The sequence below is a fragment of the Variovorax sp. YR752 genome (genome assembly GCF_943372545.1).
Genome location: NZ_CALRZC010000004.1, coordinates 13,533 through 36,617, shown reverse-complemented (window position 1 = coordinate 36,617; position 23,085 = coordinate 13,533). Strand labels below are relative to the sequence as shown.

General features: G+C 69.7%; 21 protein-coding genes. 8 read left to right on the top strand and 13 right to left on the bottom strand.

What is annotated here, in order from left to right:
* The first annotated feature begins 14 nt into the window (after positions 1-14).
* Both AAG801_RS01515 and mmsB read left to right on the top strand, forming a co-directional pair.
* Complete coding sequence (locus tag AAG801_RS01515; protein WP_341886843.1) at positions 15-1,133, top strand: enoyl-CoA hydratase/isomerase family protein; 1,119 nt, start codon at positions 15-17, stop codon at positions 1,131-1,133.
* A 45-nt stretch (positions 1,134-1,178) separates the two neighbouring features.
* Entirely contained in the window at positions 1,179-2,075 is an 897-nt protein-coding gene (gene mmsB, locus AAG801_RS01510) for a 3-hydroxyisobutyrate dehydrogenase (RefSeq protein WP_341886842.1), read from the top strand.
* Here mmsB and AAG801_RS01505 read toward each other — a convergent pair.
* Both AAG801_RS01505 and AAG801_RS01500 read right to left on the bottom strand, forming a co-directional pair.
* Entirely contained in the window at positions 2,060-3,325 is a 1,266-nt protein-coding gene (locus AAG801_RS01505) for an MFS transporter (protein WP_341886841.1), read from the bottom strand. The two genes, mmsB and AAG801_RS01505, sit on opposite strands and share 16 nt — an antisense overlap.
* Before the next feature lie 95 nt (positions 3,326-3,420).
* Entirely contained in the window at positions 3,421-4,347 is a 927-nt protein-coding gene (locus AAG801_RS01500) for a LysR family transcriptional regulator (protein WP_341886840.1), read from the bottom strand.
* 99 nt (positions 4,348-4,446) lie between these two features.
* On the opposite strand from AAG801_RS01500, the gene metE reads away from it, so the two are divergent.
* The 3 genes from metE (at position 4,447) to AAG801_RS01485 (ending at position 8,218) form a co-directional block, all read left to right on the top strand.
* The gene (gene metE / locus AAG801_RS01495) at positions 4,447-6,783 is read left to right on the top strand and encodes a 5-methyltetrahydropteroyltriglutamate--homocysteine S-methyltransferase (protein WP_341886839.1); all 2,337 of its coding nucleotides are present in this window, start codon (positions 4,447-4,449) and stop codon (positions 6,781-6,783) included.
* 85 nt (positions 6,784-6,868) lie between these two features.
* Positions 6,869-7,672: a hypothetical protein gene (locus tag AAG801_RS01490; protein ID WP_341886838.1), complete on the top strand. Its 804-nt coding sequence runs from the start codon at positions 6,869-6,871 to the stop codon at positions 7,670-7,672.
* Positions 7,673-7,873: 201 nt separating this feature from the next.
* Complete coding sequence (locus AAG801_RS01485; RefSeq protein WP_056573774.1) at positions 7,874-8,218, top strand: hypothetical protein; 345 nt, start codon at positions 7,874-7,876, stop codon at positions 8,216-8,218.
* A 106-nt stretch (positions 8,219-8,324) separates the two neighbouring features.
* On the opposite strand, the gene AAG801_RS01480 is transcribed toward AAG801_RS01485, so the two are convergent.
* Positions 8,325-8,909 (bottom strand): DNA-3-methyladenine glycosylase I, encoded by a 585-nt coding sequence (locus AAG801_RS01480; protein ID WP_341886837.1) that lies wholly within the window; start codon positions 8,907-8,909, stop codon positions 8,325-8,327.
* A 48-nt stretch (positions 8,910-8,957) separates the two neighbouring features.
* Between AAG801_RS01480 and AAG801_RS01475 the strand changes: the two genes are divergently transcribed.
* Positions 8,958-10,697, top strand: a complete 1,740-nt coding sequence (locus AAG801_RS01475) for a dipeptidase (protein ID WP_341886836.1) — start codon at positions 8,958-8,960, stop codon at positions 10,695-10,697.
* 28 nt (positions 10,698-10,725) lie between these two features.
* Here AAG801_RS01475 and AAG801_RS01470 read toward each other — a convergent pair whose 3' ends face one another.
* From AAG801_RS01470 to AAG801_RS01425, 10 genes are all read right to left on the bottom strand, one after another.
* On the bottom strand, positions 10,726-11,646 hold the full coding sequence (locus tag AAG801_RS01470; RefSeq protein WP_341886835.1) for a M48 family metalloprotease: 921 nt from the start codon (positions 11,644-11,646) through the stop codon (positions 10,726-10,728).
* A 380-nt stretch (positions 11,647-12,026) separates the two neighbouring features.
* The gene (locus tag AAG801_RS01465) at positions 12,027-13,031 is read right to left on the bottom strand and encodes a fimbrial protein (RefSeq protein ID WP_341886834.1); all 1,005 of its coding nucleotides are present in this window, start codon (positions 13,029-13,031) and stop codon (positions 12,027-12,029) included.
* 166 nt (positions 13,032-13,197) lie between these two features.
* The gene (locus AAG801_RS01460) at positions 13,198-13,521 is read right to left on the bottom strand and encodes a chaperone modulator CbpM (protein ID WP_341886833.1); all 324 of its coding nucleotides are present in this window, start codon (positions 13,519-13,521) and stop codon (positions 13,198-13,200) included.
* Positions 13,522-13,523: 2 nt separating this feature from the next.
* Positions 13,524-14,486: a DnaJ C-terminal domain-containing protein gene (locus AAG801_RS01455; RefSeq protein WP_341886832.1), complete on the bottom strand. Its 963-nt coding sequence runs from the start codon at positions 14,484-14,486 to the stop codon at positions 13,524-13,526.
* 51 nt (positions 14,487-14,537) lie between these two features.
* A complete protein-coding gene (locus tag AAG801_RS01450; protein ID WP_341886831.1) occupies positions 14,538-15,200 on the bottom strand; it encodes a histidine phosphatase family protein in 663 nt (220 codons plus the stop codon).
* A gap of 20 nt (positions 15,201-15,220) precedes the next feature.
* Positions 15,221-17,617 carry a penicillin acylase family protein gene (locus AAG801_RS01445; RefSeq protein WP_341886830.1) on the bottom strand — a complete coding sequence of 799 codons (2,397 nt, stop codon included), beginning with the start codon at positions 17,615-17,617 and terminating at the stop codon, positions 15,221-15,223.
* A gap of 101 nt (positions 17,618-17,718) precedes the next feature.
* Positions 17,719-18,300: a glutathione S-transferase family protein gene (locus AAG801_RS01440; protein WP_341886829.1), complete on the bottom strand. Its 582-nt coding sequence runs from the start codon at positions 18,298-18,300 to the stop codon at positions 17,719-17,721.
* Positions 18,301-18,335: 35 nt separating this feature from the next.
* Positions 18,336-18,974 carry a CDP-alcohol phosphatidyltransferase family protein gene (locus AAG801_RS01435; RefSeq protein WP_341886828.1) on the bottom strand — a complete coding sequence of 213 codons (639 nt, stop codon included), beginning with the start codon at positions 18,972-18,974 and terminating at the stop codon, positions 18,336-18,338.
* 88 nt (positions 18,975-19,062) lie between these two features.
* Complete coding sequence (locus AAG801_RS01430) at positions 19,063-19,818, bottom strand: glutamine amidotransferase (RefSeq protein WP_341886827.1); 756 nt, start codon at positions 19,816-19,818, stop codon at positions 19,063-19,065.
* Between the two features lie 33 nt (positions 19,819-19,851).
* Positions 19,852-20,754: a LysR substrate-binding domain-containing protein gene (locus AAG801_RS01425; protein WP_341886826.1), complete on the bottom strand. Its 903-nt coding sequence runs from the start codon at positions 20,752-20,754 to the stop codon at positions 19,852-19,854.
* Between the two features lie 143 nt (positions 20,755-20,897).
* Here AAG801_RS01425 and AAG801_RS01420 point away from each other — a divergent pair, with 143 nt between their 5' ends.
* Together AAG801_RS01420 and AAG801_RS01415 are read left to right on the top strand one after the other, a co-directional pair.
* Positions 20,898-22,052: a CoA transferase gene (locus AAG801_RS01420; protein WP_341886825.1), complete on the top strand. Its 1,155-nt coding sequence runs from the start codon at positions 20,898-20,900 to the stop codon at positions 22,050-22,052.
* Between the two features lie 54 nt (positions 22,053-22,106).
* Positions 22,107-23,078 carry a tripartite tricarboxylate transporter substrate binding protein gene (locus AAG801_RS01415; protein WP_341886824.1) on the top strand — a complete coding sequence of 324 codons (972 nt, stop codon included), beginning with the start codon at positions 22,107-22,109 and terminating at the stop codon, positions 23,076-23,078.
* Positions 23,079-23,085: the final 7 nt, after the last annotated feature.

The window sequence follows — 23,085 nt, the reverse complement described above, 5'->3', positions numbered from 1 at the left end:
AGGACCTGAAAACAATGACCGACAACGTAGTTCTCTTCAACGAAATCAAGACCGCCGGCGGCCAGCGCTTCGGCGTGGCCACGCTCAACTCGCCGGCGTCGCTCAACTCGCTCTCGGTGGCGATGGTGCGCCTGCTCACGCCCAAGCTGCGCGAATGGGCGGCCGACGCCGGCATCGTCGGCGTGCTGCTCGACGCGGCGGGCGAAAAAGCCTTCTGCGCCGGCGGCGACCTGCGCCAGCTGTATCAAACGCTGCTCGACTGCGGCCCCGAGCGCAACACCTACGCCGAAGACTTCTTCCGCGAGGAGTACGAGCTCGACCACCTGATCCACACCTTCCCCAAGCCCTTCCTGTGCTGGGGCCACGGCATCGTGATGGGCGGCGGCGTGGGCCTGCTGGCGGGCGCCTCGCACCGCGTGATGACGCTGCAAAGCCGCATCGCCATGCCCGAGATCAACATCGGCCTGTACCCCGACGTGGGCGGCAGCTGGTTCCTGCGCCGTACGCCGGGCCGCACGGGCCTGTTCCTGGCGCTCACGGCCGCCAACATCAACGCGCACGACACCATCTTCTGCGGCCTGGCCGACGTGCTGGTGCCGCAGGAGCGCAAGGCCGACGTGCTCGCCGCCATCGCGTCCACGCAGTGGGCCGGCGGCGACGCGCGGGCCGACCGCGCCACGCTGTCGCGCATCCTCGCCAAGGCCGGCGAGGGCACCGAGATGCCTGCGTCGAAGGTGCGCGAGCACTACGACACCATCAATGCGCTGATGGCCGGCGACGACCTGCTCGACATCGCCAGGCGCCTGCGCGACGTGCAGAGCGACGACGCGTGGCTGCAGACCGCTTCGAAGACTTTCTCCAAGGGCGCGCCGAGTTCCATCGCGCTGAGCTTCGAGCTCTGGCAGCGCGTGCCGCGCATGTCGCTGGCCGAGGTGTTCCGCCTCGAATACTGGGCCTCGCTGGGCTTCTGCGCGAACAAGGATTTCGCCGAAGGCATCCGCGCCGTGCTGGTCGACAAGGACCGCAACCCGCGCTGGAACCCCGCCACGCTCGAAGAGATCACGCCCGCTTTCGTCGAAGACCATCTGCGCCCGCGTGGCGAGATGCCGGCCGAGCTGGCGTCGCTGGTCTGAACTGACTGACTTCACCCCCTGCACAGAACAACGGAGACAAGACACATGAAGATCGCATTCATCGGCCTGGGCAACATGGGCGGCCCGATGGCCCTGAACCTGCACAAGGCCGGCCACACGCTCAGCGCCTTCGACCTCTCGGCCGACGCCTGCAAGAAGTTCGGCGCCGAAGGCCTGCCGATCGCCACGTCGGCGGCCGAGACGGTGGCCGGTGCCGAAGTGGTGATCAGCATGCTGCCCGCCAGCGCGCACGTCGAGGGCCTGTTCCTCGGCGGCGCTGGCAAGCCCGGTTTGCTCGACAGCATCCAGGCCGGCACGCTCGTGATCGACAGCAGCACCATCGCTGCCGCCACGTCGCGCAAGGTGGCCGCGGCCGCCGCCGCCAAGGGCGTCGCGATGATCGATGCGCCCGTGTCGGGCGGCACCGGCGGCGCCATTGCCGGCACGCTGACCTTCATGGTCGGTGGCGAGACGGCAGACCTGGAACGCGCGCGCCCGGTGCTCGAGAAGATGGGCGCCAACATCTTCCACGCCGGCGCAGCCGGTGCGGGCCAGACCGCCAAGATCTGCAACAACATGCTGCTCGGCATCTTGATGATCGGCACCTCGGAAGCGCTCGCGCTGGGCGTGGCCAACGGGCTCGACCCGAAGGTGCTGTCGGAAATCATGCGCCGCAGCTCGGGCGGCAACTGGGCGCTCGAGAAGTACAACCCGATGCCGGGCGTGATGGAGACGTCGCCCGCCTCGAAGAACTACGCGGGTGGCTTCGGCACCGACCTGATGCTCAAGGACCTGGGGCTGGCCCAGGAAAACGCGAGCGCGGTGCGTGCTTCCACGCCGCTGGGCGGCCTGGCGCGCAGCCTGTACGCGGCGCACAGCCTTGCGGGCCACGGCGCGCTCGATTTCTCGAGCGTGCTGAAGCTGGTTCAGAAAGCCGGCTGAGCGGCGCGCCGGCCGCGCCGCGCCATCGCGAGCAGCAGGCCGGCCGCCACGAGGTTCGCGCCGATCGCCACGAGGATCGGCAGCAGGTAGCTGCGCGTGAGGTCAAAGGCGAAGCCCGCGGCGCTCGGCCCGATCAGCGTGCCGATTGCCACGCTGGTGTACAGGATGCCGATGATCGCGCCGATGTGGCGCCCGCCGAACCAGTCCATCACCAGCGCGGGCAGCAGCGCCACGAAGCCGCCGTAGAACACGCCGTAGGCGAAGGCGAACAGGGCAAGCCCCCAGAACCCGCCCGACACGGCCCACACCACCAGCGACAGCGCCATGCCCGCCGACATCAGCGGCAGCGCGTAGTGCCGACCCATGCGGTCGGCCAGCCCGCCGAGGAAGAAGCGGCCCGCCGTGCTGCCGACGCCGATCGCACCGAGCAGCAGCACCGCCGACGACGCGGCCACGCCATGGTCGAGCGCGTAGGGCACCAGGTGCACGAAGGGCACGAACAAGCCGAACGAACTGATGAGGCAGGCTGCGTACAGCCCGGCGAAACGGCCGGAGCCGATGGCCTCGCGCACCGAGGCGCCGGGCGGCAACGCGGTGGAGGCCTGCGCCTTCGGCGGATCGCCGTCAGGGCCAAGGCCGCGTGCGCGCGGATCGTTCTCGACCAGCAACGCCAGGCCCACGCCGACCACCGCGGCGAGCACACCGAGTGCCAGGTAGGCGTCGCCCCAGCCCAGCGTGTCGATGAGCCACGAGGCCAGCGGTGGCATCGCCAGCGTGCCCACGCCGATGCCGCTCACAGCGAGACCCGAGGCGAAGCCGCGCTGGCGCACGAACCAGCGCTGCACCGCGCCCAGCACCGGCACGTACGAGGCGCCCACGCCGAGGCCGACACCGAGCCCGTACGCCCAGAAGATCTGCGTCAGGCTGCGCGCCTGGCTCGCCAGCGCCAGCCCGAGGCCGACCAGCACCATGCCCGCGACCGCCAGCCGCCGTGCGCCCCAGCGGTCGGCAAGCGGGCCGCTGAACACACCGAGCCCGAAGTACAGGAAACCCGCGAGCGAGAACACCAGCGACACCTCACCGCGCGACGCGCCGAAGTCGCGCTGCAGCGCATCGAGGAACGCGCTGAAGGTGTAGGCGCAGCCGAAGCCCACGAACATGACGGCAAAGGCGCCGGCGACCACGAGCCAGCCGTGGAAGAAGCGGGGGCGCGGAATGGCGGGGGTGTCGAGTGTCTTCGGAGAGGTCATGGGGCGGTCCGTGGTGGTGGTCGATCTTCAGGCCGTGTACGGCCCTGCACTGGCCGGATTCGGACGTGATCCTCCCGCCATCGGACTCACAGGGCTCACAGCAATTCGATCCCCGGCAGGCTCTTGAAGCAACTCTCGCGCGTGACGCGCACGAAGTCGTCCAGCCAGGGCCGCGCCGACGTCGCCTGCGTGCAGGCCATGTAGAGCCGCCCCGTAAGGCCCCTGGCGCCCACGCGGCGTGCCGTGACGTAGCCGCGGTCGAGGTAATTCTGCACCGCCCACAGCGGCAGCGTTGCCACGCCGCGCCCGCTGGCCACCAGCTGCAGCATCGCCACCGTGAGCTCGGTCGTGCGCCGGTGCGCGGGCTCGACGCCGGCGGGGGCCAGCACCTGGCGCACGATGTCGAGCATCTCGTCGGGCACGGGGTAGGTGATGAGCGTCTGGTCGGCGAAGTGGCGCGCCGTGAGGTGCGGCTTGGCGGTCAGCGCATGGTCGTTGGCCAGCAGCGCGACGATCTCGAAGCGGAACAGCGCGTGGTAGTCGACCGTTTCATCGGGGTCTTCCTCGGAGACGATTGCCACCTCGGCGCGGTTCTGCATCACGAGCGCGATCGGGTCGGGGTGGAAGCCCGAGACGATGTCCAGCTCGATCTCGGGCCAGCGCTGGCGAAAGGCGTCCATCGCGGGCATCAGCCAGTCGAAGCAGGTGTGGCACTCGACCACGATGCGCAGCTGCCCGCTGCGACCCAATGCCAGCCGCGCCACGTCGCGCTCGGCCTCTTCGATGAGCGGCAGCGCGGTGTCGGCCAGTTGCAGCAGCCGCAGCCCCGTGGTGCTGAACTGCGGCGGCACCGACTTGCGCTCGAACAGCTGGGCGCCGTAGCGGTCTTCGAGCAGCTTGATCTGGTGCGACAGCGCCGACTGCGTGAGGTTGAGCAGCTGCGCCGCGCGCACCAGGCTGCCGGTGTCGCGCAGCGCGGCCAGCGTGCGCAGGTGGCGGATCTCGAGGATGGACTGCATCATGAAAATTATTCAAGCGAATGGGCAAAAGGTTTCGTTTGAATCATATGCGCCAAACGCCGACCATCACCGGTTTCCAAGATCAGCGACCGGACCACCTGCATGACCACCCGTACCCACATCCTCGGCTTTCCGCGCATGGGCGCCCACCGGGAACTCAAGTTCGCCCTCGAGAAGCACTGGCGCGGCGAGACCGACCATGCCGCGCTCGAAGCCGTCGGCGACACCTTGCGCGCGCGCCACTGGCAGGCGCAGCGCGATGCGGGGCTCGACTTCGTGACCGTGGGCGACTTCGCCTTCTACGACCACGTGGCCAACCACATCCAGCTGCTCGGCTGCGAGCCGGCGCGCTTCGACTTCAGCGGCGATGAGCCCGAGTTGTCGCGCTACTTCAAGATGGCGCGCGGCGTGGAAGACGAAGCGGGCCACGTGCACGACGACAGCTGCACCCACGGCGCCGAAGGCACCTTCGCGCTCGAGATGACGAAGTGGTTCGACACCAACTACCACTACCTCGTGCCCGAGTTCAAGGCCGACACGCAGTTCAAGCTCGCATCGACGCGCCTGTTCGACGAGGTCGCGCAGGCGCAGCAGGCCGGCCATGCGGTCAAGGCCGTGCTACTGGGGCCGCTGAGCTTCCTGTACCTGGGCAAGGAAAAAGAGGCGGGCTTCGATCGCTTCTCACTGCTCGACGCGCTGTTGCCCGTGTACGAGCAGGTGCTGAACCGCCTGAAGCAGCAGGGGGTGGAATGGGTGCAGATCGACGAGCCCATCCTCGGCCTCGACCTGCCCGAGGCCTGGCGCAACGCCTTCGAGCGCGCGTACTGGCAACTGGCCCGCAGTGCGCCCAAGCTGATGCTGGCCACGTACTTCTCGCCGCTGTCCGAGAACCTGCGCTTGGCCTGCCAGCTGCCGGTGGCGGGCCTGCACGTCGATGCCGTGCGCGCGCCGCAGGAGCTGACCGGCGTGGCCGACTGGCTGCCGGCGCACAAGGTGCTGTCGGTCGGTGTGGTCGATGGCCGCAACATCTGGCGCACTGACGTCGACGTGGCGCTGGCGAAGCTGAGGCCCGTGGCCGAGAAGCACCAGGGCGAGCTGTGGATCGCGCCGTCGTGTTCGCTGCTGCATGTGCCGTTCAGCCTCGCGGCCGAGACGAAGCTCGACACCGAGCTGACCTCGTGGCTCGCCTTCGCCATCGAGAAGCTCGATGAGTTGCGCGTGCTGCGCGCTGCCGTCGATGGCGGCGAAGCCTCGGTGGCTGCCGAACTCACGGCCGCGCGTACGGCTGTGGCCGCGCGCCGTGCCAGCCCGCGTGTGCACCGTGCCGACGTGGCGCTGCGCCTGGCGCGCAGCGTGGCAGGCGACGACCGCCGCGTGTCCGCTTTCCCGCAGCGCCAACAGGTGCAGCGCACGCGCTTCGCACTGCCCGCGTTGCCGACCACCACCATCGGCTCGTTCCCGCAGACCGCCGACATCCGCGCGGCCCGTGCCGCCTTCAAGCGCGGCGAACTCGATGCGGCCGGCTACCGCGAGAAGATGCGCGCCGAGATCGCCCTGGCCGTGCGCAAGCAGGAGGCACTGGGCATCGACGTGCTGGTGCATGGTGAGGCCGAGCGCAACGACATGGTCGAGTACTTCGGCGAGCAGCTCGACGGCTTCGCCTTCACGGCCAACGGCTGGGTGCAGTCGTACGGCTCGCGCTGCGTGAAGCCGCCGGTGATCTTCGGCGACGTGACACGCCCGGCGCCGATGACGGTCGAATGGACTGCTTACGCGCAGAGCCTTACGACGCTGCCGATGAAAGGCATGCTGACCGGCCCCGTGACCATCCTGCAGTGGTCCTTCGTGCGCGACGACCAGCCGCGCGCCACCACCTGCGAGCAGATCGCGTGGGCGATCCGCGACGAGGTGAACGACCTCGAGGGCGCGGGCATCGGCATCATCCAGATCGACGAGCCCGCCATCCGCGAAGGCCTGCCGCTGCGCCGCGCGGGCTGGCCGGCGTACCTGAAGGCGGCCACGCGCGCCTTTCGCATCAGCGCCTCGGGCGTGCGCGACCAGACGCAGATCCACACGCACATGTGCTACTCGGAGTTCAACGACATCCTGCCGGAGATCGCGGCGATGGACGCCGACGTGATCACCATCGAGACCAGCCGCTCGGACATGGAGCTGCTGCGCGGCTTCGGTGGAGAGGGCGGCTTCCGCTACCCCAACGAGATCGGCCCCGGCGTGTACGACATCCACTCGCCGCGCGTGCCCTCGGTCGACGAGATGGTGCGCCTCATGCGCAAGGCCGCGCAGGTGGTGCCGGGCGAGAACCTCTGGATCAACCCCGACTGCGGCCTCAAGACCCGCGGCTGGCCCGAGACCGAGGCGGCACTGTCGAACATGGTGGCGGCTGCGAAGCTGCTGCGCGAGGAGCTGGCGCAGGCGTGAAGTGCGCGGGATCGCGGCGTGCCAATAATGCGGGATGTCGTTGCTTTCCCGTCTGTCATCGCCTCGTTGCCTCCTGTTGCTGTCGTTGCTCCTTGCCCCCTTGACGGGCTTGGCGCAGGACCGCGCGCAAACCCTGCTCCAGTTCGAGGGCGTGCAGGCGCGCTACCAGAACGCCTACGGCCCCGGCGCGGTGTCGCGCGGTGCGCGCGAGCTGCTGGAGCCGCCCGACCTGGCCATCGCCGACAAGGCGCTGCAGTCGCTCGACGTGGCAGCGGGTCGTGCCTTCGACGTGAACGCCTCGGTGGCCGCGATCCGGCAGGACGTGGCGGCGGCCGGGCAGGGCGCTGCCGCACCGACGCCTCCGGTGCTGGAGGCCGTCGCGCGCTTCGCCAAGCTGCGCGCCGACTACGCCGCGATGGACGAGCCCGGCAAGGTGACCTTCTTCCATCAGCAGCACGCGCGGCCGGCCGACCCGGCGCGCGTCGAACTGCTGTCGCGCATGACGGTGGCCGAGGCGCGCGAGGTCGATTTTTCAAGCCAGCTGCTCATGAGCGCAGTGGTCAAGCAGCTGGCGCGCGGCAATGCCGCGCAGTTCAGCTCGCTGCCCGACCGCACGCTCGATACGGCGCTCGATTCGTTGTGGTCGCGCGGCGTGACCTCGCCGCGTCCGCGCAACCTGATGACGGTAGCGCGCGAGTTCGAAAAGCTGGTCACGCAGGCGCTGCTCCTGGCGCTGCCCGACGCCGACGTGGCCGCCTTGCTCGCGTGGCGCAACGAACCGCAGGCCGGCGCCGAGCGCGAGGCGCTGCTCGGCAGCTACCGCGCCGAGGTCAAGGGCAGCGGCGCGGTCGCGATCCGTACGCTGGTGCGCACCTGGGGCCGGCCTTGAGGCTTGACGAAAGAACGCCAAAGTTTGCAGAATCTCCGGGTTTTGTACGAAAAAGTTTCACGCGGACCCCGCATGTCGGAAAGTTCCCCGTGATTGTTTCAATTCCGTGAACACTGCGATTCAGAATGACTGGGGTTTACCCTAGCAATCTGGCGCACACTTCAGGGCATCCAAAGCCTGAACACACAAGAAGGAATTGAAATGAAGACCTCGAACATCCTCGCCGCCGCCGCTCTCTCCCTGCTCGCCGCCGCTGGCGCCGCCCACGCAGAGACCTACGAAGGCGTTCACGCCGTGACCTCCGGCTACAGCCGTGCCGACGTGGCACCGCAAGCCGTGGCCGCCGCCCGTGCCGGCAACGAATACAGCGACGCCGTGTCGGCCAGCGTGGCCCCCGTGCTGGCCTCGTCGGTGGACCGCGCCACGGTCCGCAACGAAGCCGTGGCAGCTGCCCACGCCCCGGGCCAGAACCTGCGCCGCGAATCCTTCGCTGGCAGCGTGATCCCCTCGCAGGCACGCAGCTTCACGCGTCAAGCCGGCCTGTGATCGATGGCGGCGTAAGCCGCCTCGTTTAGAGAGACCACCACCCGAAAGAACCGGACCGTGCAAAAGCACCGTCCGGTTTTTTCACGCCTGTGCGGTCGTCAGGTGCTCAGGCGCGTTGATTGCTGCGGTGGCAGTGGCAGTCGGGCGCGTGGTCGTCGACGATGCCCGTGGCCTGCATCCAGGCATAGACGATCACCGGGCCGACGAACTTGAAGCCGCGCTGCTTCAGCGCCTTCGACATCGCTTCGGACAACGGCGTCTGCGTGGGCACGGTGCCCGTGGTGTTGACGACCGGCTGGCCGCCCGCGATGCCCCAGACGAACTCGGAAAAATCTTCGCCCGCCGCCTGCATGGCCAGGTAGGCCTTGGCATTGCCGATGGCCGCTTCGATCTTCGAGCGCGAGCGCACGATGCCCGCGTCCTGCATGAGGCGTTCGACGTCGGCCGGCGTGAAGCGCGCCACCGTCTCGGGCACGAAACCCTCGAAGGCCGCGCGGAAGGCGTCGCGCTTGCGCAGGATGGTGAGCCACGACAGGCCGGCCTGAAAGCCGTCGAGCATCAGCTTTTCCCACAGCGCGCGGCTGTCGCGTTCGGGCACGCCCCATTCGGCGTCGTGGTAGCTGGCCAGCAGCGGATCGGTGCGGGCCCAGGCGCATCGCTGGGGGGCGGAAAGGCTGTCGTCGTGGGGCATGGCTCGGCTATCGTCGGGGGATGTTTTCGGAATGAGGGGGCGACCCTGATGCAGCAGTTTCGTTTTTCATTGTCGGCGCTTTCGCTGGCCCTCGCGGCGCTCGCCGTCGCTGTTCCGGCCAGTGCCGAGGCCCTGAAGAAGCCCGCGCTCGACCAGCTCGCCGCCGCCTGGAAGGGCGGCCGCACGGCGCCCGATTTCAAGGCTTTTTTGGCGCAGGCGGCGCAGGCCCAGCCCGCGCTGCGGCCCAGCGTGGCGGCCTACACCGGCGGCAAGGCGCTGGCGGGCGACGACCTCGTCAACATCGCGCGCCTGCTCGGCCTGTACAACCGGCTGCAGAACCAGCAGGCCGTGATCGCCAGCATCGGCACCATGGTGGCGCTGCCCACGGTGCGCAACGTGCAGGTGCCGCCGCACGAGAGCCCGCCGATGGTCGCGTTCGGCCAGCTGGTCGAGAAGATGGCGAAAGACTTCGGGCTCGGCTACCGCAACGTCGACGGCCGCATCTTCGAAGTGAGCCTCAAGGGCCGTGGCAGCGAGGAGTTCGGCATCCTCACGCACGCCGACGTGGTGCCGGCCGTGCTCTCCGAATGGGTGCTCGACGACGGCACGCGCCTCGACCCCTTCGCGATGACGCGCGTGGGCGACTTCCTCTACGGGCGCGGCACCATCGACGACAAGGGCTCCATCGCCGCCGTGCTCTACGCCATGAAGGCCGTGAAGGACAGCGGCCTGCCGATGGAGCGCGGCGTGCGTTTGATGATCGAGACCACCGAAGAAACCGGCGGCGACGCGATGCAGTACTACCGCAACAAGACGCCGCTGCCGGCCTACAACATCGTGCTCGACAGCAAGTACCCCGCGGTCGTGGCCGAGAAGGGCTCGGGCGCGCTCAAGGTGCTCTTCCCCGCGGAAGCGACCGACCCTGGGGCAACCGCCATCACCGCGATGAGCGGCGCCGCGTCGGCCAATGCGATCCCGCAGACCGCGACCGCCACGCTCAAGGGCGGCGACCTCGCGGCCGTGGCTGCCAAGCTCGAAGCCGCCAAGGCCGCCTTCGTGCGCAAGTACGAGGGCCAGGGTGGCAAGTTCGCGATCGACGTTGCAAGCGGCGCTGAAGCGGTCGAGCTGAAGGTCACAGGTACGTCGGCCCACGGCTCGCGGCCCGAAGAGGGCGTGAACCCCGTGCCGCGCCTGGCGCTGTTCCTGAAGGAATCCGGCGTGCCGCTGGCCGCCAACCCCTACCTGCGGGCCGTGCAGTACATCGACGCGCTTTATGGCACCGGCTACCTCGGCGAGAAGATGGGCCTGGGCTACCAGGACGACTTCATGGGTCCGCTCACCATGTCGCCCACGCTGGTGCGCATGGGCGCCGACGGCCGGCTCGAGGTGACGGCCAACGTGCGCATGCCGCGCGGCCGCACGCCCGACGAGCTGAAGGCGCAGGTCGCGGCCAAGGTCAGCGGCTGGGCCACGGCCAGCCAGGTGAAGCTCGAGCTGGCCTACGACCAGGGCAACTGGATGGCGCGCGACCCGAAGGGCGCGTGGCTCTCGACCCTGCTCAACATCTTCGGCGACACCACCGGCCTCGAGGCCAAGCCCGTGCCCACCGCCGGCAGCACCACGGCCAAGCTGATGCCCAACGCCATCAACTTCGGCCCCGCGATGCCCGGCAAGAAATACACGGCGCACAACGCCAAGGAATACAAGGAAGTGCCCGACCTCGACGCCGACATGCAGATGTTCACCGAGATGCTGGTGCGCATCGGCAACCTGCAGCAGATGCAGTAGCGGCCGGCGCTGCGCTGCTGCCGCGCGATCACGACTTCGATGTCGCAAGGGGCACCAGGGGGGCCCCGTTTTTCTTCTTGGCCTGGATCTCCGCGATGGTGCGCCGCATCGCGACAAAGCGCCTGGCGGAGGTCGGCGGGGCGCTCATGAACCCCTTCTTCTTCGCGCCGGCCGTGTGCACCCCGAACTCGCGCCAGATCCGTTCGGCGCCCTCGATGTCGTAGCCCGCTGAGGCCACCATGTAGAGGCCGAGGTAGTCGGCCTCGGCGTCGAACTGCTGCGAGAACGGCGACGACAGCGCCTCTTCCGCCATCCCGGTGCCGCCCAGCGCACCATCCACGATGCCGGCCGCGATGCCCACCGCGCGGCTCTTCCCGCCATGGGACAGCACGCCATTGGCCAGCTCGTGCCCCAGCACGATCGCAAGGTCGCGGTTGTCGGGAAAGAAAGTCATCAGCGCCGAGTTGACGACGATCTCGTGCCCGTCGTTCTCCGCATGGACCTCGTTCTTCATCCGGGTGACGGCCGTGTAGTTGCACGCGACGGCATAGGGCAGGCGCAGCGCCGTCGACTGGCCCTCGCGCTGCACCACCGCGTCGAGCCAGCCCTCCCGCTTGGCGGGCTTGGCACGCGCGGCATCGAGCAGAACGTCGTTGAGACGGTCGATGCCTTTCTCGCCGGCGGGCAGCGGCTTGCCGCCCACAGAGAGCAGCACGTCCCCGGCGCGCAGCGGCGTGGCTGGCGCCTGCTTCCTGTCGAGCGTCCACAGCACGGTCAACCGGTCGTCCAGGTGCAGGGCCTGCCTGGCTGCCGCGCGTTCTTCCTTCTCGAAGCTCCACAGGCTGGCGACGTGCGCACCCAGGCTGGCCCGCACATCGCCGTCGCAGAACGGCGCACTGTGTTCCATGAGCGGGATCGCCACGTCGTCGAGCCGGCGCTGCAGGGTCATGCGGTGATTCAGCGACATCGACTGCTGCAGGGCCTGTTCCTGGACGACGTCGGGGTCGTCGCTGGACGGCCGCATGGAGGTGGCGCAGGCCGTGAGGACGAAGGTGGCTGCGATCGACGCGCAGGCCGGGAAGAAGGAAGGGCGAGGTGTGTTCATCCGCTCAAGAGGTGCTCGACATCGGTCGCATCCATGTCCGAATGCGATGCCGGATTCGATTTGGCCGGGGGAAGAAGAGGGATTTCCCGGCGGCGCTGTCGGCCGGGATTTCCATGCAAGGCGAGGTGTCCCGCCCGGCTGGCATTGTGGGAGCGCAAGCGCGCGCCAAGCTGAAGGCGAGATGAATGCGAGATGAAGGCGGAGGAGGTCGCAGGCTTGCCGAGCTACTCGTAGCTCAGCGTGAACGTCGCGCGTCCGTGGGCGCTCCCGGGCTTGATCGCCGGCGAGGTCTGCACATAGCGGCCGATCAGCGGCACCTCGAAGAGCCCGTTGCCGCTCGAGCCGGCGCTCCATTGGTTCTGCGTGCCCGGCGCATTCGAGTCCGGGCCATACGACAGCACCGTCGCGCCTTTCAGGATCTGGATGCCGACGCCCGATGCCGTCGATGCGGGGCTCAGCGACAAGGTGTTGGAGCGGTTGTCAGGATTCGTCGGGTCGGTCAGCGTGACGGAGATGGCGGTGGAGATTCCCGTGATGCCGCCCGCGCAGTTCAAACCGATGGTGAAAGGTTCGCCTTGCGATGTCGATCCCACACCGGTGAACTTGTTCTGCGAGACATTGCCCAGCCGCACCGCCACCGACTGCGTGGCCACCGCGCAGGTAGGCCGACCGGGGTTGATCACGATGCTTCCGTTGATGCGCACCGAGCCGATCTGGAAGCCGGCCAGGCTGGGGTAGGTCAGTGTGGCCACCTCGCCCGTGAGCGAGCCGCCGCGCGTGATGGGGCCGGTCTTGACCACGGCCATGGCGACGACGCGCCCGGTGCCCGCCCACAACGAGGACGTCTTGAAGGAGGCCGGCCCCGTCGTGGCGAACGGCACCACGGAGCTGGTGGCATCCCAGGCGATCCTCAGGCCCACGCCGGGGATGCCTGTGTCGTAGATGTTGTTGCCCAGGTAGGGGCCGGCCCCCGTCCATTGGGTGCTCACGTTCGTTGTCCCTTGCGCAGGGCAGGTGATGGTCGTCGGCGGCGTGGCGTTGAACGGGGTGGTCAGCCGCACCAGCGTTGTGCCCACGGCCACCGACGGATCGACCGTCACCGGCCCGATGACCGGAAACAGCACGATGCCGGGCTGTCCGGTGCTCGATGTGCAAGGGGCTGCGGCCTGGGCCGTGTGCGCTGCGGCGAGCGCGAGCATCGCCAGAGCGAGGCGTGTGGTGGGGGTCATGCTGCGGGAGCCCTCCGAGTCATTCCGTGAAGCTGCCGTCCAGGTGCTTCCGGAACTCAAGATTCGATCGCCTGCCCTTGCCTGTGGCGCTGCCGTTTCGGCAGCGGGCGCCCTGCGCGCCGGTCGATGGTACGGGCGACCGGCGCGCGGTTCAAGCGCGACGCGTTCAGCCCACGCCGTTCGCGCGCAACACCGCCTTGAGCCGCCGCACCTCGTGCTGCAGATCGAGGATCAGCGCGGCGGCATCCAGGCCCACGCCGAAGTCGCGTTCGAGCCGGCGCGCTTCGAGTGCGCATTGCAGGTCGGCGCTGGAAAACTCCCAGCGCTCGGGCGGTGCATCGGTCGTGCCGACCTGCACGATGCCCACCTCGACCAGTTGCACGACCCAGGCGGTGTCGGCGCCGCAGGCGTGCGCCAGTTCGTTCGCGGCCAGCGGGTGCGAGACGCCGATGGCCGTCGTGGTGGTGGTGACGGAAGAATAGTTCGCCATGCTCAGACTCCCAGGTGCTGGCGGGGGTTGAACGAGGAGGTCGCCTGCGCGAGTTGCGCGTAGGCGTTGCGTGCGGCCTCGCTGTCGGCGGGCGGCAGTGCGATCTCGAGCAGCAGGTACAGGTCGCCGGGCGTCTTGCCCGCGAAGCCGCGGCCCTTGAGGCGCAGCTTCATGCCGCCGCGCGCGTTGGGCGGCACCGTGACCTCGACCACGCCGCCGGTGGGCGTCGGCACCTGCACCTGCGCGCCCAGCGCGGCTTCGGCGGGGGTGATGGGCAGCGTCATGTACAGGTCGCGCTCTTCCACGCGGTACAGCTTGTGCGGCGCGATGCGCACTTCGAGGTACAGGTCGCCGGCCGGTTCGCCGCCGTGGCCGGGCATGCCTTGCTCCGCGAGGCGGATGAACTGGCCGGGATGCACGCCCGGCGGGATCTTCACGGCGAGCGTGCGGTTCTGCCACTGCGGGCGGCCCTGCGCGTCGAGCACCTGGGCGCGCAGCGTGAGCTCGCGTTCGGCGCCGTTCAGCGCGTCTTCGAGCGTGATCTCGATGGCCGCGTGGTGGTCTTCGCCGCGTGCGCGGTAGTTCTGCCGCGCGGCCCCGCGCCGCTCGGCGTCGCCGAACATCGACGAGAAGAACTCGCTGAAGTCGGCATGGTCGGCCGGGCCCTGGCGCGGGCCGCGGTGAAACTCGTAGCCGGTGTCCCAGTCGGGCGGCGGCTGGAAGCTGCCGTCGGGCCGGCCACCGCGTGCGACACGGTCGGCCAGCGCGTCGTAGGCGGCGCGTTTCTCCTTGTCACCGAGCACATCCTTGGCCTCGTTGATGTCGCGCATGCGCTGCTCGGCGTCGGGCTCCTTGCTGACGTCGGGGTGGTACTTGCGGGCGAGCTTGCGGTAGGCCTTGCGCACCTCGTCGTCGGACGCGGTGCGTTCGACGCCCAGTGCGCTGTAGTAGTCCTTGAATTCCATGGTGGGTGGTGATTCCTTTCAGGACGGCGTACAGAGCAACTGGGGCCTGGCTCAGGCCAGGGCTGCCCCGCCGCCGTCGGCTTGCCGCTGTTGCAGCGGCGTCACGGCCCATGTGGGGCCGGCACGTGAAAAACGCAACGGCTGGGCGTTGCCGAAGATGCTGGCATCGACCGCCACACCCAGCAGCGCAGCCAGCGCATAGAGCGTGCCGCCGTGCGCCACCACCAGCACGGGCGCGGGCTGCGCGGCGAGCGCGGTGGCGAGTGCTTCGCGCTTGCGGTCGACGAACTGCGCCAGCGTCTCGCCGCCCTCGGGCTCGCAGGCCCAGTCGATGTTCGCCGACGAGGTGCCGATGAGCGCGCCGAAGTTGCGCTCGCGCAGGTTCTCGTGCGCGGAGGGCACGAGGCGCAGCGCGCGTGCCACGGTGTGGGCGGTGTCGAAGGCGCGGCGTGCGTCGCTGCACACGATGGCGCCGATCGGCTCACCGGCCAGCAGCTCGGCCGCCTGCACGGCCTGCTGTTCGCCGAGCGCGCTCAGCGGCTCGTCGGGCGCCTGGAAGACGCGCAGCGCATTGCGCCCGGTCTGGCCGTGGCGCAAGAAGTAGAAGTGATCGCAGGCCGGCGCGAGCAGCTGCTCGGCGGCCAGGCGGTTCAGCAGGTCGATGCCGGTGGCGGCGTGGGCGGGGAAAGGGACGGGGACGGTGGTCGCGGACATGGGGCCTCGGGGTTCGTTCTTCAGTACGCCAGTTGCAGCGGTTGGCCTTCGCGCTGCGCCTGCACGTCGGCCGGGTGGAACGGCAGCGGGTGCCATTGCTTGGCTGCGAACAGCGGCAGTTGGTCGTAGGCGCGCGGCGAGGCGAGGTCGCTGCTCTGGCCGTAGGTGAGCAGGCCCTGCGCCACCGGACCGCGCGCGTCGAAGGTCACGACCTGCATGTAGCTGCTGCCGTAGTTGACGGCGTAGCCCTTCGGATCGATCAGCGGCTGGCCCTGCGATTCGAGCTTGTTGAGCACGCCCTCGAATTCGTCGCCGCCGTGCAGCGCGATCTTCTGGCCGCGCACGGTGCGCGACTGCGGCACGCCCAGCGCGACGTCGGCCGCGAAGCCCGCGGTGCGGACGATGCCGACCGCGTCGCCCAGCGCCTTGAACACCGCCTCGCGCGTGGCGGCCGTGGCCATGTCCAGGCCGGTCGGCGTGGTCACCGGCTGTGCCGGGTCGAACGGCACGCGCCACACCTTGGGCAGGTCCTTGGCCTTGCGCCAGAACTCGCGGAACAGCACCGCGCCCTTGGCGTCGGCGTTGCTGGTGCGGTCCCAGGCGGAGAGCACGCGGCAGCCGAGGGCCTGGTCGGCATTCAGCGCGGCGCCGGCAGCCGTGCAGGCGGCCTGCAGGTCGTCCATCACCAGCATGCCGGCGAGGTTCATGTCGCGGAAGATCACGCTGCGCAGCTCGGCCGCGCCCATGCGGTTGCCCGGCAGGCCGTCGGTGCCGGCGAGCCGGCCTTCGATTTCCAGGATGCCGCTGCGCGTGCGCAGCCGCTGCGGCACGCCGACGGGACCGACCAGCGGCGAGACGCCGGCCATCGGCGGCACGCGCGGGTTGCTGAGCCAGAAGCTGTCGTTGCTGTTCTGCACCCAGTCCGGCGTGACCACGACCGGCATGCGGGCCGGCGCGATGATGCCGGGGGCGGCGGCGCTGGCGTCGCGGTGCCAGGCGCAGGCGCTGCGCGAGCCGTCGAGCACGGGCAGGCCGGCCGCGTTGAGCAGCGCGGCGGCGGCCGGCGAGGGCGCGCAGGCCTTGAGCATCTCGGCCGACACGTCGGGCACGACCGACAGGTCGGCGTACATCGCGTTGCCGTCGCGGTCGGCCGCGAGCGTGTTGATCCACGGGATGCCCTGGTTGCCCATGGCGGCACGCAGCTCGCCGACGTTGCGGGCCAGGCCCATCTTCATCCAGCTCTCGGCCGAGCGCACGTTGAGCGTGTTGGCATCGCGGATCGCGTAGGCCTTCTGGGCGGTCCAGCCCAGGCCGGCGCGCGGCAGCGAGACCACGGGGCCCCAGTCGGTGGCATAGAAGGTGTGCTGCACCGGTGCGCCGCCCGCCGTGGCGGCGGCCGGCAGCACCACGGTGCGCGCGACCATCTTGCGGGGCTGGCCGTCGACCCAGTACACGGTCGGGTCGTTGGGGTCGAGCTTGAGTTCGTACAGCGTGAAGCGCTTGCCGGTCGACACGGTGTGGGTCCAGGCCACGTCCTTGTTGAAGCCGATCGACACCACCGGGCTCAGGCCGCCGGTGGCGCCCATCACGTCGAGCTGGCCGGGGATGGTCAGGTGCATCTGCCAGAAGCGGTTGGTGCCGTTCCAGGGGAAATGCGGGTTGCCCAGCAGCAGGCCCTTGCCGTCGGGCGTGGCGTTGCGCCCGAAGGCCCATCCGTTGGAGCCCAGCTCGCCGCCTTCGGGGTTGGCGTTGAAGCTGTGGCGGCCGATCTCGGCCACGGCGTCCTGCAGCGCGACCGGCGCCGCCCCGGTCTTGGTGCCCGGGGCCGGCGGCACGGCGGCCAGCACGGCGCCGGCCAGTGCGCCCAGGCCGCCCTGGATCATCGATTGCTCGGTGGCGCGCGCCAGGTCGGCGGCCGTCATCGGGCGCACCCAGGGCTTGCCGCGGCAGGCCTCGGGCAGGCCGTTGGGCCCCGCGTCCTGCAGGTAGCGGTTGTAGCCCGCCACGTAGCCGCGCAGCGAGGCCTTCACGTCGGCGCTGGTGGTGGCCGCCGCGCGGGCGAGCGCCGCATCGTCCATGTGATAGCGCACGAACAGATCGATCTGCGTGTTGGGCATGCGGCCCAGGCCGAAGTCGCCGGTGTTTTGCGCGCCGAGGAACTGGGCGCGGTCGCCGCGCAGGGTCAGCAGGTGCTCGGCGGTCTGGCAGACGTTGTCCTGCGCATGCGCGTAGGCCGTGCCGTAGGCCAGGCCTTCGTAGTCGGGCGCCGTGATGTGCGCGATGCCGAAGGTGGTGCGTGCTACCGTCACGCTGCGGCTGCCGGGCGGCGGCGCGCTGGCGCAGGCCGTGAGCAGGGCGACCAGCCCCAGCGAGAGGGCTGTCAACGAGAACCGGGAGCGCGGGGTGTTCGATGTCATGGGGCGGGCGTGGTGGGGAAAAGGGTCGAAAAAGAGGGACCGATTAGAGGATGAACCTCCGCCGCGCACTGTCGCCAGCGCGGCACGCCTTGCCGCACACCTCAGCCGAACTTCATGCCCTGGGGCCGCGCCTGCAGCCGGTGGATGTAGGCGTCGAGCTTCGGGCGGTTCGTGCGGCCGCCGAAGGCGCGGTGCCAGATGAGCATGGAGCCGATCATCACGTCGGCCGCCGTGAACTGCGCGCCGAACAGGTAGGGGCCGTCGCCGAGTTCGCGTTCGACGGCGTCCTTGGCGTGCTCGAAATCGGTCCAGCCGCGTGCGCTGTTGTTGCTCTTGATCTTCAGCAGGCTGTCGCCCATTGCGGGCTCGAGCTGCGCGGTCGAATAGACCATGAGCGACAGGTAGCGGCCGCGCTCGGGTGTGCCCACGGCCGGTGCCAGGCGCTTGCCGGGGTACTTCTCGGCGATGTACATGCAGATGGCAGCGTTCTCGAAGATGCGGGTGCGGCCGTCGACCAGCGCGGGCAGCTTGCCCGCGGGGTTGATCTTCAGGAACTCGGGGCGCTTGTGGGCGCCCTCCTTGATGAGCGTGGGCACGATCTCGTAGTCGACCCCGGCCTCGTCGAGCATCCACTTGGCGACCTGCGCACGGCTGCGTGGGTCGAAATACAGCTTCATGGTCATGCGAGGTCTCCTTGGTGCGTGGAGAAGCGAAACAGTCAGAACTTGGGAATGCGCAGGGTCTTGCTGATCATCAGCGTGCCCGAGAGCGCGAACAGCAGCACCAGCGGATGCAGCTGCCACGGGCCGAGCGTCCAGGCGCCGCCCCACAGGTTGGCGCCGAGGGCGCCCTTCGAGGCCGCGTAGGCCAGCACGCCCACGAGCACGACGCTGGTCGGGATCGGTGTGCCTTCGAAATACTTCACCTTGTCGGCACCGGCCGAAAGCGCCTCGGCCGTCACGTTGTAGCGCGCGAGCCGGCTCACGCCGCAGCCGACGAAGTAGATGAGCACCGCGCAGTCCCAGCCGCCGTCCATGCCGGCCGCGAAGGCGAGCGCGGCGGGGAGCACGCCGAACGAGATCACGTCGGCCAGCGAATCGAGTTCGCGCCCGAGCGCCGACTGGGTCTGGCGCCAGCGCGCGATGCGGCCGTCGAGCACGTCGAAGATGAAGGCCGCCGGGGCGAGCGCCGCGGCCCAGTAGAAGTGCGCGAGCGACTGGCTGCGCATGAAGGCCATCGCGAAGAACATCGCCCCGACGCCGCAGGCCGCGTTGCCGAGCGTGAACACATCGGCCAGGTGAAAGCCGCGGATCATCGAGAAGTGCTTGCGGGCCGGCGTGGGCGAAGGCGTGGTCATGAGGCGGGGAAAGCTGCGAAAGGAACCGCACCTTAACCCAAGCGCGGCCCGCTTTTTGTAGTCGCGCTCCGACGCCCCGTCGGCGGTGTCAGGCTCCTTGTTGCTGCGCCTGTGCCTTCGCCTCGACGATCCGCGCGAAGCGCCCGAGCAGCCCCGCCGCCGCGCCCGTGGGGCGCACGCCGTCGCGCAGCGCCGCGGCATCGAGGCCGTCCGCGGCGAGGTCGCGGGCCAGCAGCGCGATGTAGCCGTCCATGGTCTCGGCGTCGAACTCGGGGTGGAACTGCAGGCCCCAGGCTTGCGCGCCCACGCGGAAGGCATGAACCGGCTCATGTGCGCTGTGGGCCAGGCGCACGGCGCCCTCGGGCAGTCGCAGCGCGCTCTGCCAGTGGATCGCCTGCGCCGGAAACTGCGCGGGCAGGTCACCCAGCAGGGCGTCGCCGGCGGCGGCTGCGTCGAGCGTGACGGTGACCGTGCCGACCTCCGGGCCTTGCGGATGGTGGCCAGCCTCGCCGCCGAGCGCGTGCGCCAGCAGCTGGTGGCCGTAGCAGATGCCGAGCACGGGCGTGTCGCGCGCGACCAGGTCGGCCAGCCAGGCGGCGGTGGTTTCGCTCCAGGGTTCGCGGTGCGACACCATCGCGTGCGAGCCGGTGACGACCACGCCGGCCACCTGGCCGGGCGCGGGCAGCGTGTCGCCGCGGCGCGGGTCGACCACGACAAGGGGCAGGGTCTGCGTGCCGAGGCCGTCGGCGATCCAGTGTTCGAAGTCGCCGCGACCTTCGCGCAGCGCGTCATGGGTGTCACCGACCTTGACGATGACCAGGGGATACGGGGGCGTGCTGTGCATGGCGTCGATGATGCCGCAGCCGGCGCGCCGAAGTCAGCGTGGGGACGATTCCCGGCGGTGCAGCAGGTCCATGAAGGCGCGGCCGACCGGCGAGGGCGAACGCCCCGCGCGCGTGACCAGCCCGATGGGCCGCGACATCACCGGGCGCTGCAGCGGCACGGTGGTGAGCTCGTCGTTCTGCGACAGCTGCAGCGCGAGCCGGGGCAGGGCGGTGAGCCCCAGCCCGGCCGCGACCAGCGCGCCCGCCACAGCCACGCTCGGGTATTCGAGCGCGGGCTGCACCTGCAGGCCGCGCTGCAGAAAGGCGGCGTCGGTGATCGGCCGGATGCTGCTCTGGAAGCTGCTCGCAATGAAGGGCCGCGTGGCGAACACCGACCACGACACCGAGGCGCGCGCGGCCAGCGGGTCGTCGCGCCGGCACAGCAGCACGAAGGGGTCGTCGCGCAGGTGCCGATAGAGCAGGGGCTCGTGCGGGCCGGGGCGCACGCTGAGGCCGAAGTCGGCGCGGCCCTCGTCGACCGCGGCGCGCACCGCGTCGGCCGGTCCTTCGATCAGCGAGAACTCCACCTGCGGATGCTGCTCGCGAAATTCGGCAATGGCGTGGGGCAGCAGCGCCACGCCGGTCGAGGGCAGCGCCGCGATCGTCAGGTGGCCGCTGCGACCTTCGAGGAACTGCGACAGCTCGCTGAACGAGCTGTTGAAGTTCTCCAGGATGCGCAGCGCAATCGGCAGCAGCTCGCGCCCCGCCGGCGTGAGCTCCACATGCCGCGTGTCGCGGTCGAACAGGCGCGCGCCCACCAGCTCTTCGACGATGCGCACCGTGCGGCTCAGCGCCGGCTGCGACACATGCAGCGCCTGTGCGGCGGCGCGGAAGTTGGTGGTCTTCGCGACTTCGACGAAGGCCTCGAGCTGCTGCAGCGTGATGTCGACTCGCACGAACGCGGCTCCTCAGGGGGCGGTGGATTGATCCATTCAAGTTATCACAGATATAGGAATATTGTTCTTCACAGATCAATGCGTGGCGCCCAGACTGGAGGACTCAAGACACTGGAGACAAGGGGCCCCCGAGCCCCCGTGACATGGACACCAAAATTCTGGAAGGCATCCGGGTGCTCGAACTCGGGCAGGTGCTGGCGGGGCCCTTCGCGGGTGCGATCCTGGCCGACCTCGGCGCCGACGTGGTGAAGCTCGAACGCATCGAAGGCGGCGACGACGCGCGTCACATGGGCCCGGCGTTCCGCCACGGCGACGCGCTCAACTTCCACGTGTTCAACCGCGGCAAGCGCTCGGTCGCCATCGACCTGAAGAGCGACGAAGGCATGGCCGCCTTCGAGGTGCTCGCGGCCGGCGCCGACATCCTCATCCACAACCTGCGCCCGGGCGTCACGCAGTCGATGGGCATCGACGGCCCTTCGCTGTGCGCGCGCCATCCGCGGCTCATCTACTGCGAGATCTCGGCCTTCGGCCACACCGGTCCGCTGCGCATGCAGCCGGGCTACGAGCCGCTGATCCAGGCCTTCAGTGGGTTGTCGAGCATCAACGGCGGGCCCGACGATCCGCCGATGCGCACCGGCGCCTCGGTCTGCGACCAGGGCACCGGCATGTGGGCCGTGATCGGCGCGCTGGCGCTGCTGCAGCGCCGCCATCTCACGGGCCGGGGCGGCGTGGTGAGCACCTCGCTGCTCGAAACTGCGCTGGTCTGGACGGGGCAGAAGGCCGACGCCTACGTCAACGAAGGCCGGCTGCCCGACCGCCACCGCTCGGGCCATCCGGGCTTCGTGCCCTACGAGTCTTTCGATACCGCCGATGCGCCGCTGCTGATCTGCTGCGGCAACGACCGGCTCTTCGCCAAGTTCGCGCACGAACTCGGGCGCGACGACTGGACCACCGACGCGCGCTTTGCCAGCAACCGCCAGCGGCTGCAGCACAAGGCGGCGCTGTTCGAAGAGATCGGCCCGCTGCTGCGCGCGCACCCCCGCGCCGACTGGATGGCGCGCTTCACCGCGGCCGGCGTGCCCTGCGCGCCGGTGCACACCGTGCCCGAGGCCGTCGCGCATCCGCAGGTCGAGGCGCTCGGCATGCTGCAGCCCGTGCCGGGCGAAGACTTCCGACTGACCGCGCTGCCGATGTCCATCGACGGCGTGCGGCCCGCGCACCGCGCGGTCGCGCCCCGGCTGGGCGAGCACAACGCGGCGCTTGGTGCGCCGCCGGTGCCGCAGCGCGACAGCGTTTGAGCGACCGCACCGATTTCCTTTTCTAAAAAAGACAGACCACCGGAGACATCACCCATGCGCACTTCCATCTTCCGCCTCGGCGCGGTCCTGGCCTTCGCGGTTGCGGCCGCGGCAGCACCTGCCCACGCGCAGGACTACCCCGCCAAGCCGCTCACCGTCGTTGTGCCCTTTGCGGCCGGCAGCGGCACCGACCAGCAGGCGCGCAGCTTCGCGCAGGCCCTGACCACCGAATACAAGGTGCCGGTGATCGTGGAAAACCGCGCCGGCGCCAGCGGCTTCCTGGCCGCGCAGTACGTCGCCAAGGCCGCGCCCGACGGCTACACGCTGCTCATGACCACCAACACCACGCACGCCGCCAACGAGCACCTGTACAAGAAGCTGCCCTACGACCCGGTGAAAGACTTCACGCCGGTCGGCCTGCTGTCCAAGGGCCACATGCTGCTGCTGGTGGGCACCGATTCGCCGATCAAGTCGGTGGCCGACCTCGTGGCGGCGGCGAAGAAGTCGCCGGGCAAGCTCAACTTCGGCAGCGGCAGTTCGTCCAGCCGCGTGGCGAGCGAGCTGCTCAAGCAGATGGCCGGCATCGACATGGTGAACGTGCCCTACAAGAGCAACCCGATGGCCATCACCGATCTGCTGGGCGGGCAGGTCGACTTCATGTTCGCCGACGCGCCCACCGCGTTGCCGCACGTCAAGAGCGGCAAGCTGCGCGCGCTGGCCGTGAGCGGCGACAAGCGCCTGGCCGCCGTGCCCGCGCTACCGACCGTGGCCGAGGCGGGCGTGAAGGGCTACGACATGTCGTACTGGACGGCGGTCTACCTGCCGCCGGGCGCGCCCGCGGCTGTCACGCGCAAGCTCAACGAGATGCTGAACAAGGTGTCGGGCTCGCCCGCCATCGTTGCCTACCAGGCCATCTCCAGCGGCGAGGCCGCCACCGGCACGCCCGAGGCGCTCGCGCAGTTCCAGGCTGCCGAATCGCAGAAGTGGGGCCGCGTGATCCGTGCGGCGGGCATCGAGCCCGAGTGAGCCGCGC

Coding starts and splice junctions, on each gene's coding strand:
- AAG801_RS01515 (WP_341886843.1), top strand. CDS start 15: ATGACCGACAACGTAGTTCTCTTCAACGAAATCAAGACCGCCGGCGGC.
- mmsB (WP_341886842.1), top strand. CDS start 1,179: ATGAAGATCGCATTCATCGGCCTGGGCAACATGGGCGGCCCGATGGCC.
- AAG801_RS01505 (WP_341886841.1), bottom strand. CDS start 3,325: ATGACCTCTCCGAAGACACTCGACACCCCCGCCATTCCGCGCCCCCGC.
- AAG801_RS01500 (WP_341886840.1), bottom strand. CDS start 4,347: ATGATGCAGTCCATCCTCGAGATCCGCCACCTGCGCACGCTGGCCGCG.
- metE (WP_341886839.1), top strand. CDS start 4,447: ATGACCACCCGTACCCACATCCTCGGCTTTCCGCGCATGGGCGCCCAC.
- AAG801_RS01485 (WP_056573774.1), top strand. CDS start 7,874: ATGAAGACCTCGAACATCCTCGCCGCCGCCGCTCTCTCCCTGCTCGCC.
- AAG801_RS01480 (WP_341886837.1), bottom strand. CDS start 8,909: ATGCCCCACGACGACAGCCTTTCCGCCCCCCAGCGATGCGCCTGGGCC.
- AAG801_RS01475 (WP_341886836.1), top strand. CDS start 8,958: ATGCAGCAGTTTCGTTTTTCATTGTCGGCGCTTTCGCTGGCCCTCGCG.
- AAG801_RS01470 (WP_341886835.1), bottom strand. CDS start 11,646: ATGACCCTGCAGCGCCGGCTCGACGACGTGGCGATCCCGCTCATGGAA.
- AAG801_RS01465 (WP_341886834.1), bottom strand. CDS start 13,031: ATGACCCCCACCACACGCCTCGCTCTGGCGATGCTCGCGCTCGCCGCA.
- AAG801_RS01460 (WP_341886833.1), bottom strand. CDS start 13,521: ATGGCGAACTATTCTTCCGTCACCACCACCACGACGGCCATCGGCGTC.
- AAG801_RS01455 (WP_341886832.1), bottom strand. CDS start 14,486: ATGGAATTCAAGGACTACTACAGCGCACTGGGCGTCGAACGCACCGCG.
- AAG801_RS01450 (WP_341886831.1), bottom strand. CDS start 15,200: ATGTCCGCGACCACCGTCCCCGTCCCTTTCCCCGCCCACGCCGCCACC.
- AAG801_RS01445 (WP_341886830.1), bottom strand. CDS start 17,617: ATGACATCGAACACCCCGCGCTCCCGGTTCTCGTTGACAGCCCTCTCG.
- AAG801_RS01440 (WP_341886829.1), bottom strand. CDS start 18,300: ATGACCATGAAGCTGTATTTCGACCCACGCAGCCGTGCGCAGGTCGCC.
- AAG801_RS01435 (WP_341886828.1), bottom strand. CDS start 18,974: ATGACCACGCCTTCGCCCACGCCGGCCCGCAAGCACTTCTCGATGATC.
- AAG801_RS01430 (WP_341886827.1), bottom strand. CDS start 19,818: ATGCACAGCACGCCCCCGTATCCCCTGGTCATCGTCAAGGTCGGTGAC.
- AAG801_RS01420 (WP_341886825.1), top strand. CDS start 20,898: ATGGACACCAAAATTCTGGAAGGCATCCGGGTGCTCGAACTCGGGCAG.
- AAG801_RS01415 (WP_341886824.1), top strand. CDS start 22,107: ATGCGCACTTCCATCTTCCGCCTCGGCGCGGTCCTGGCCTTCGCGGTT.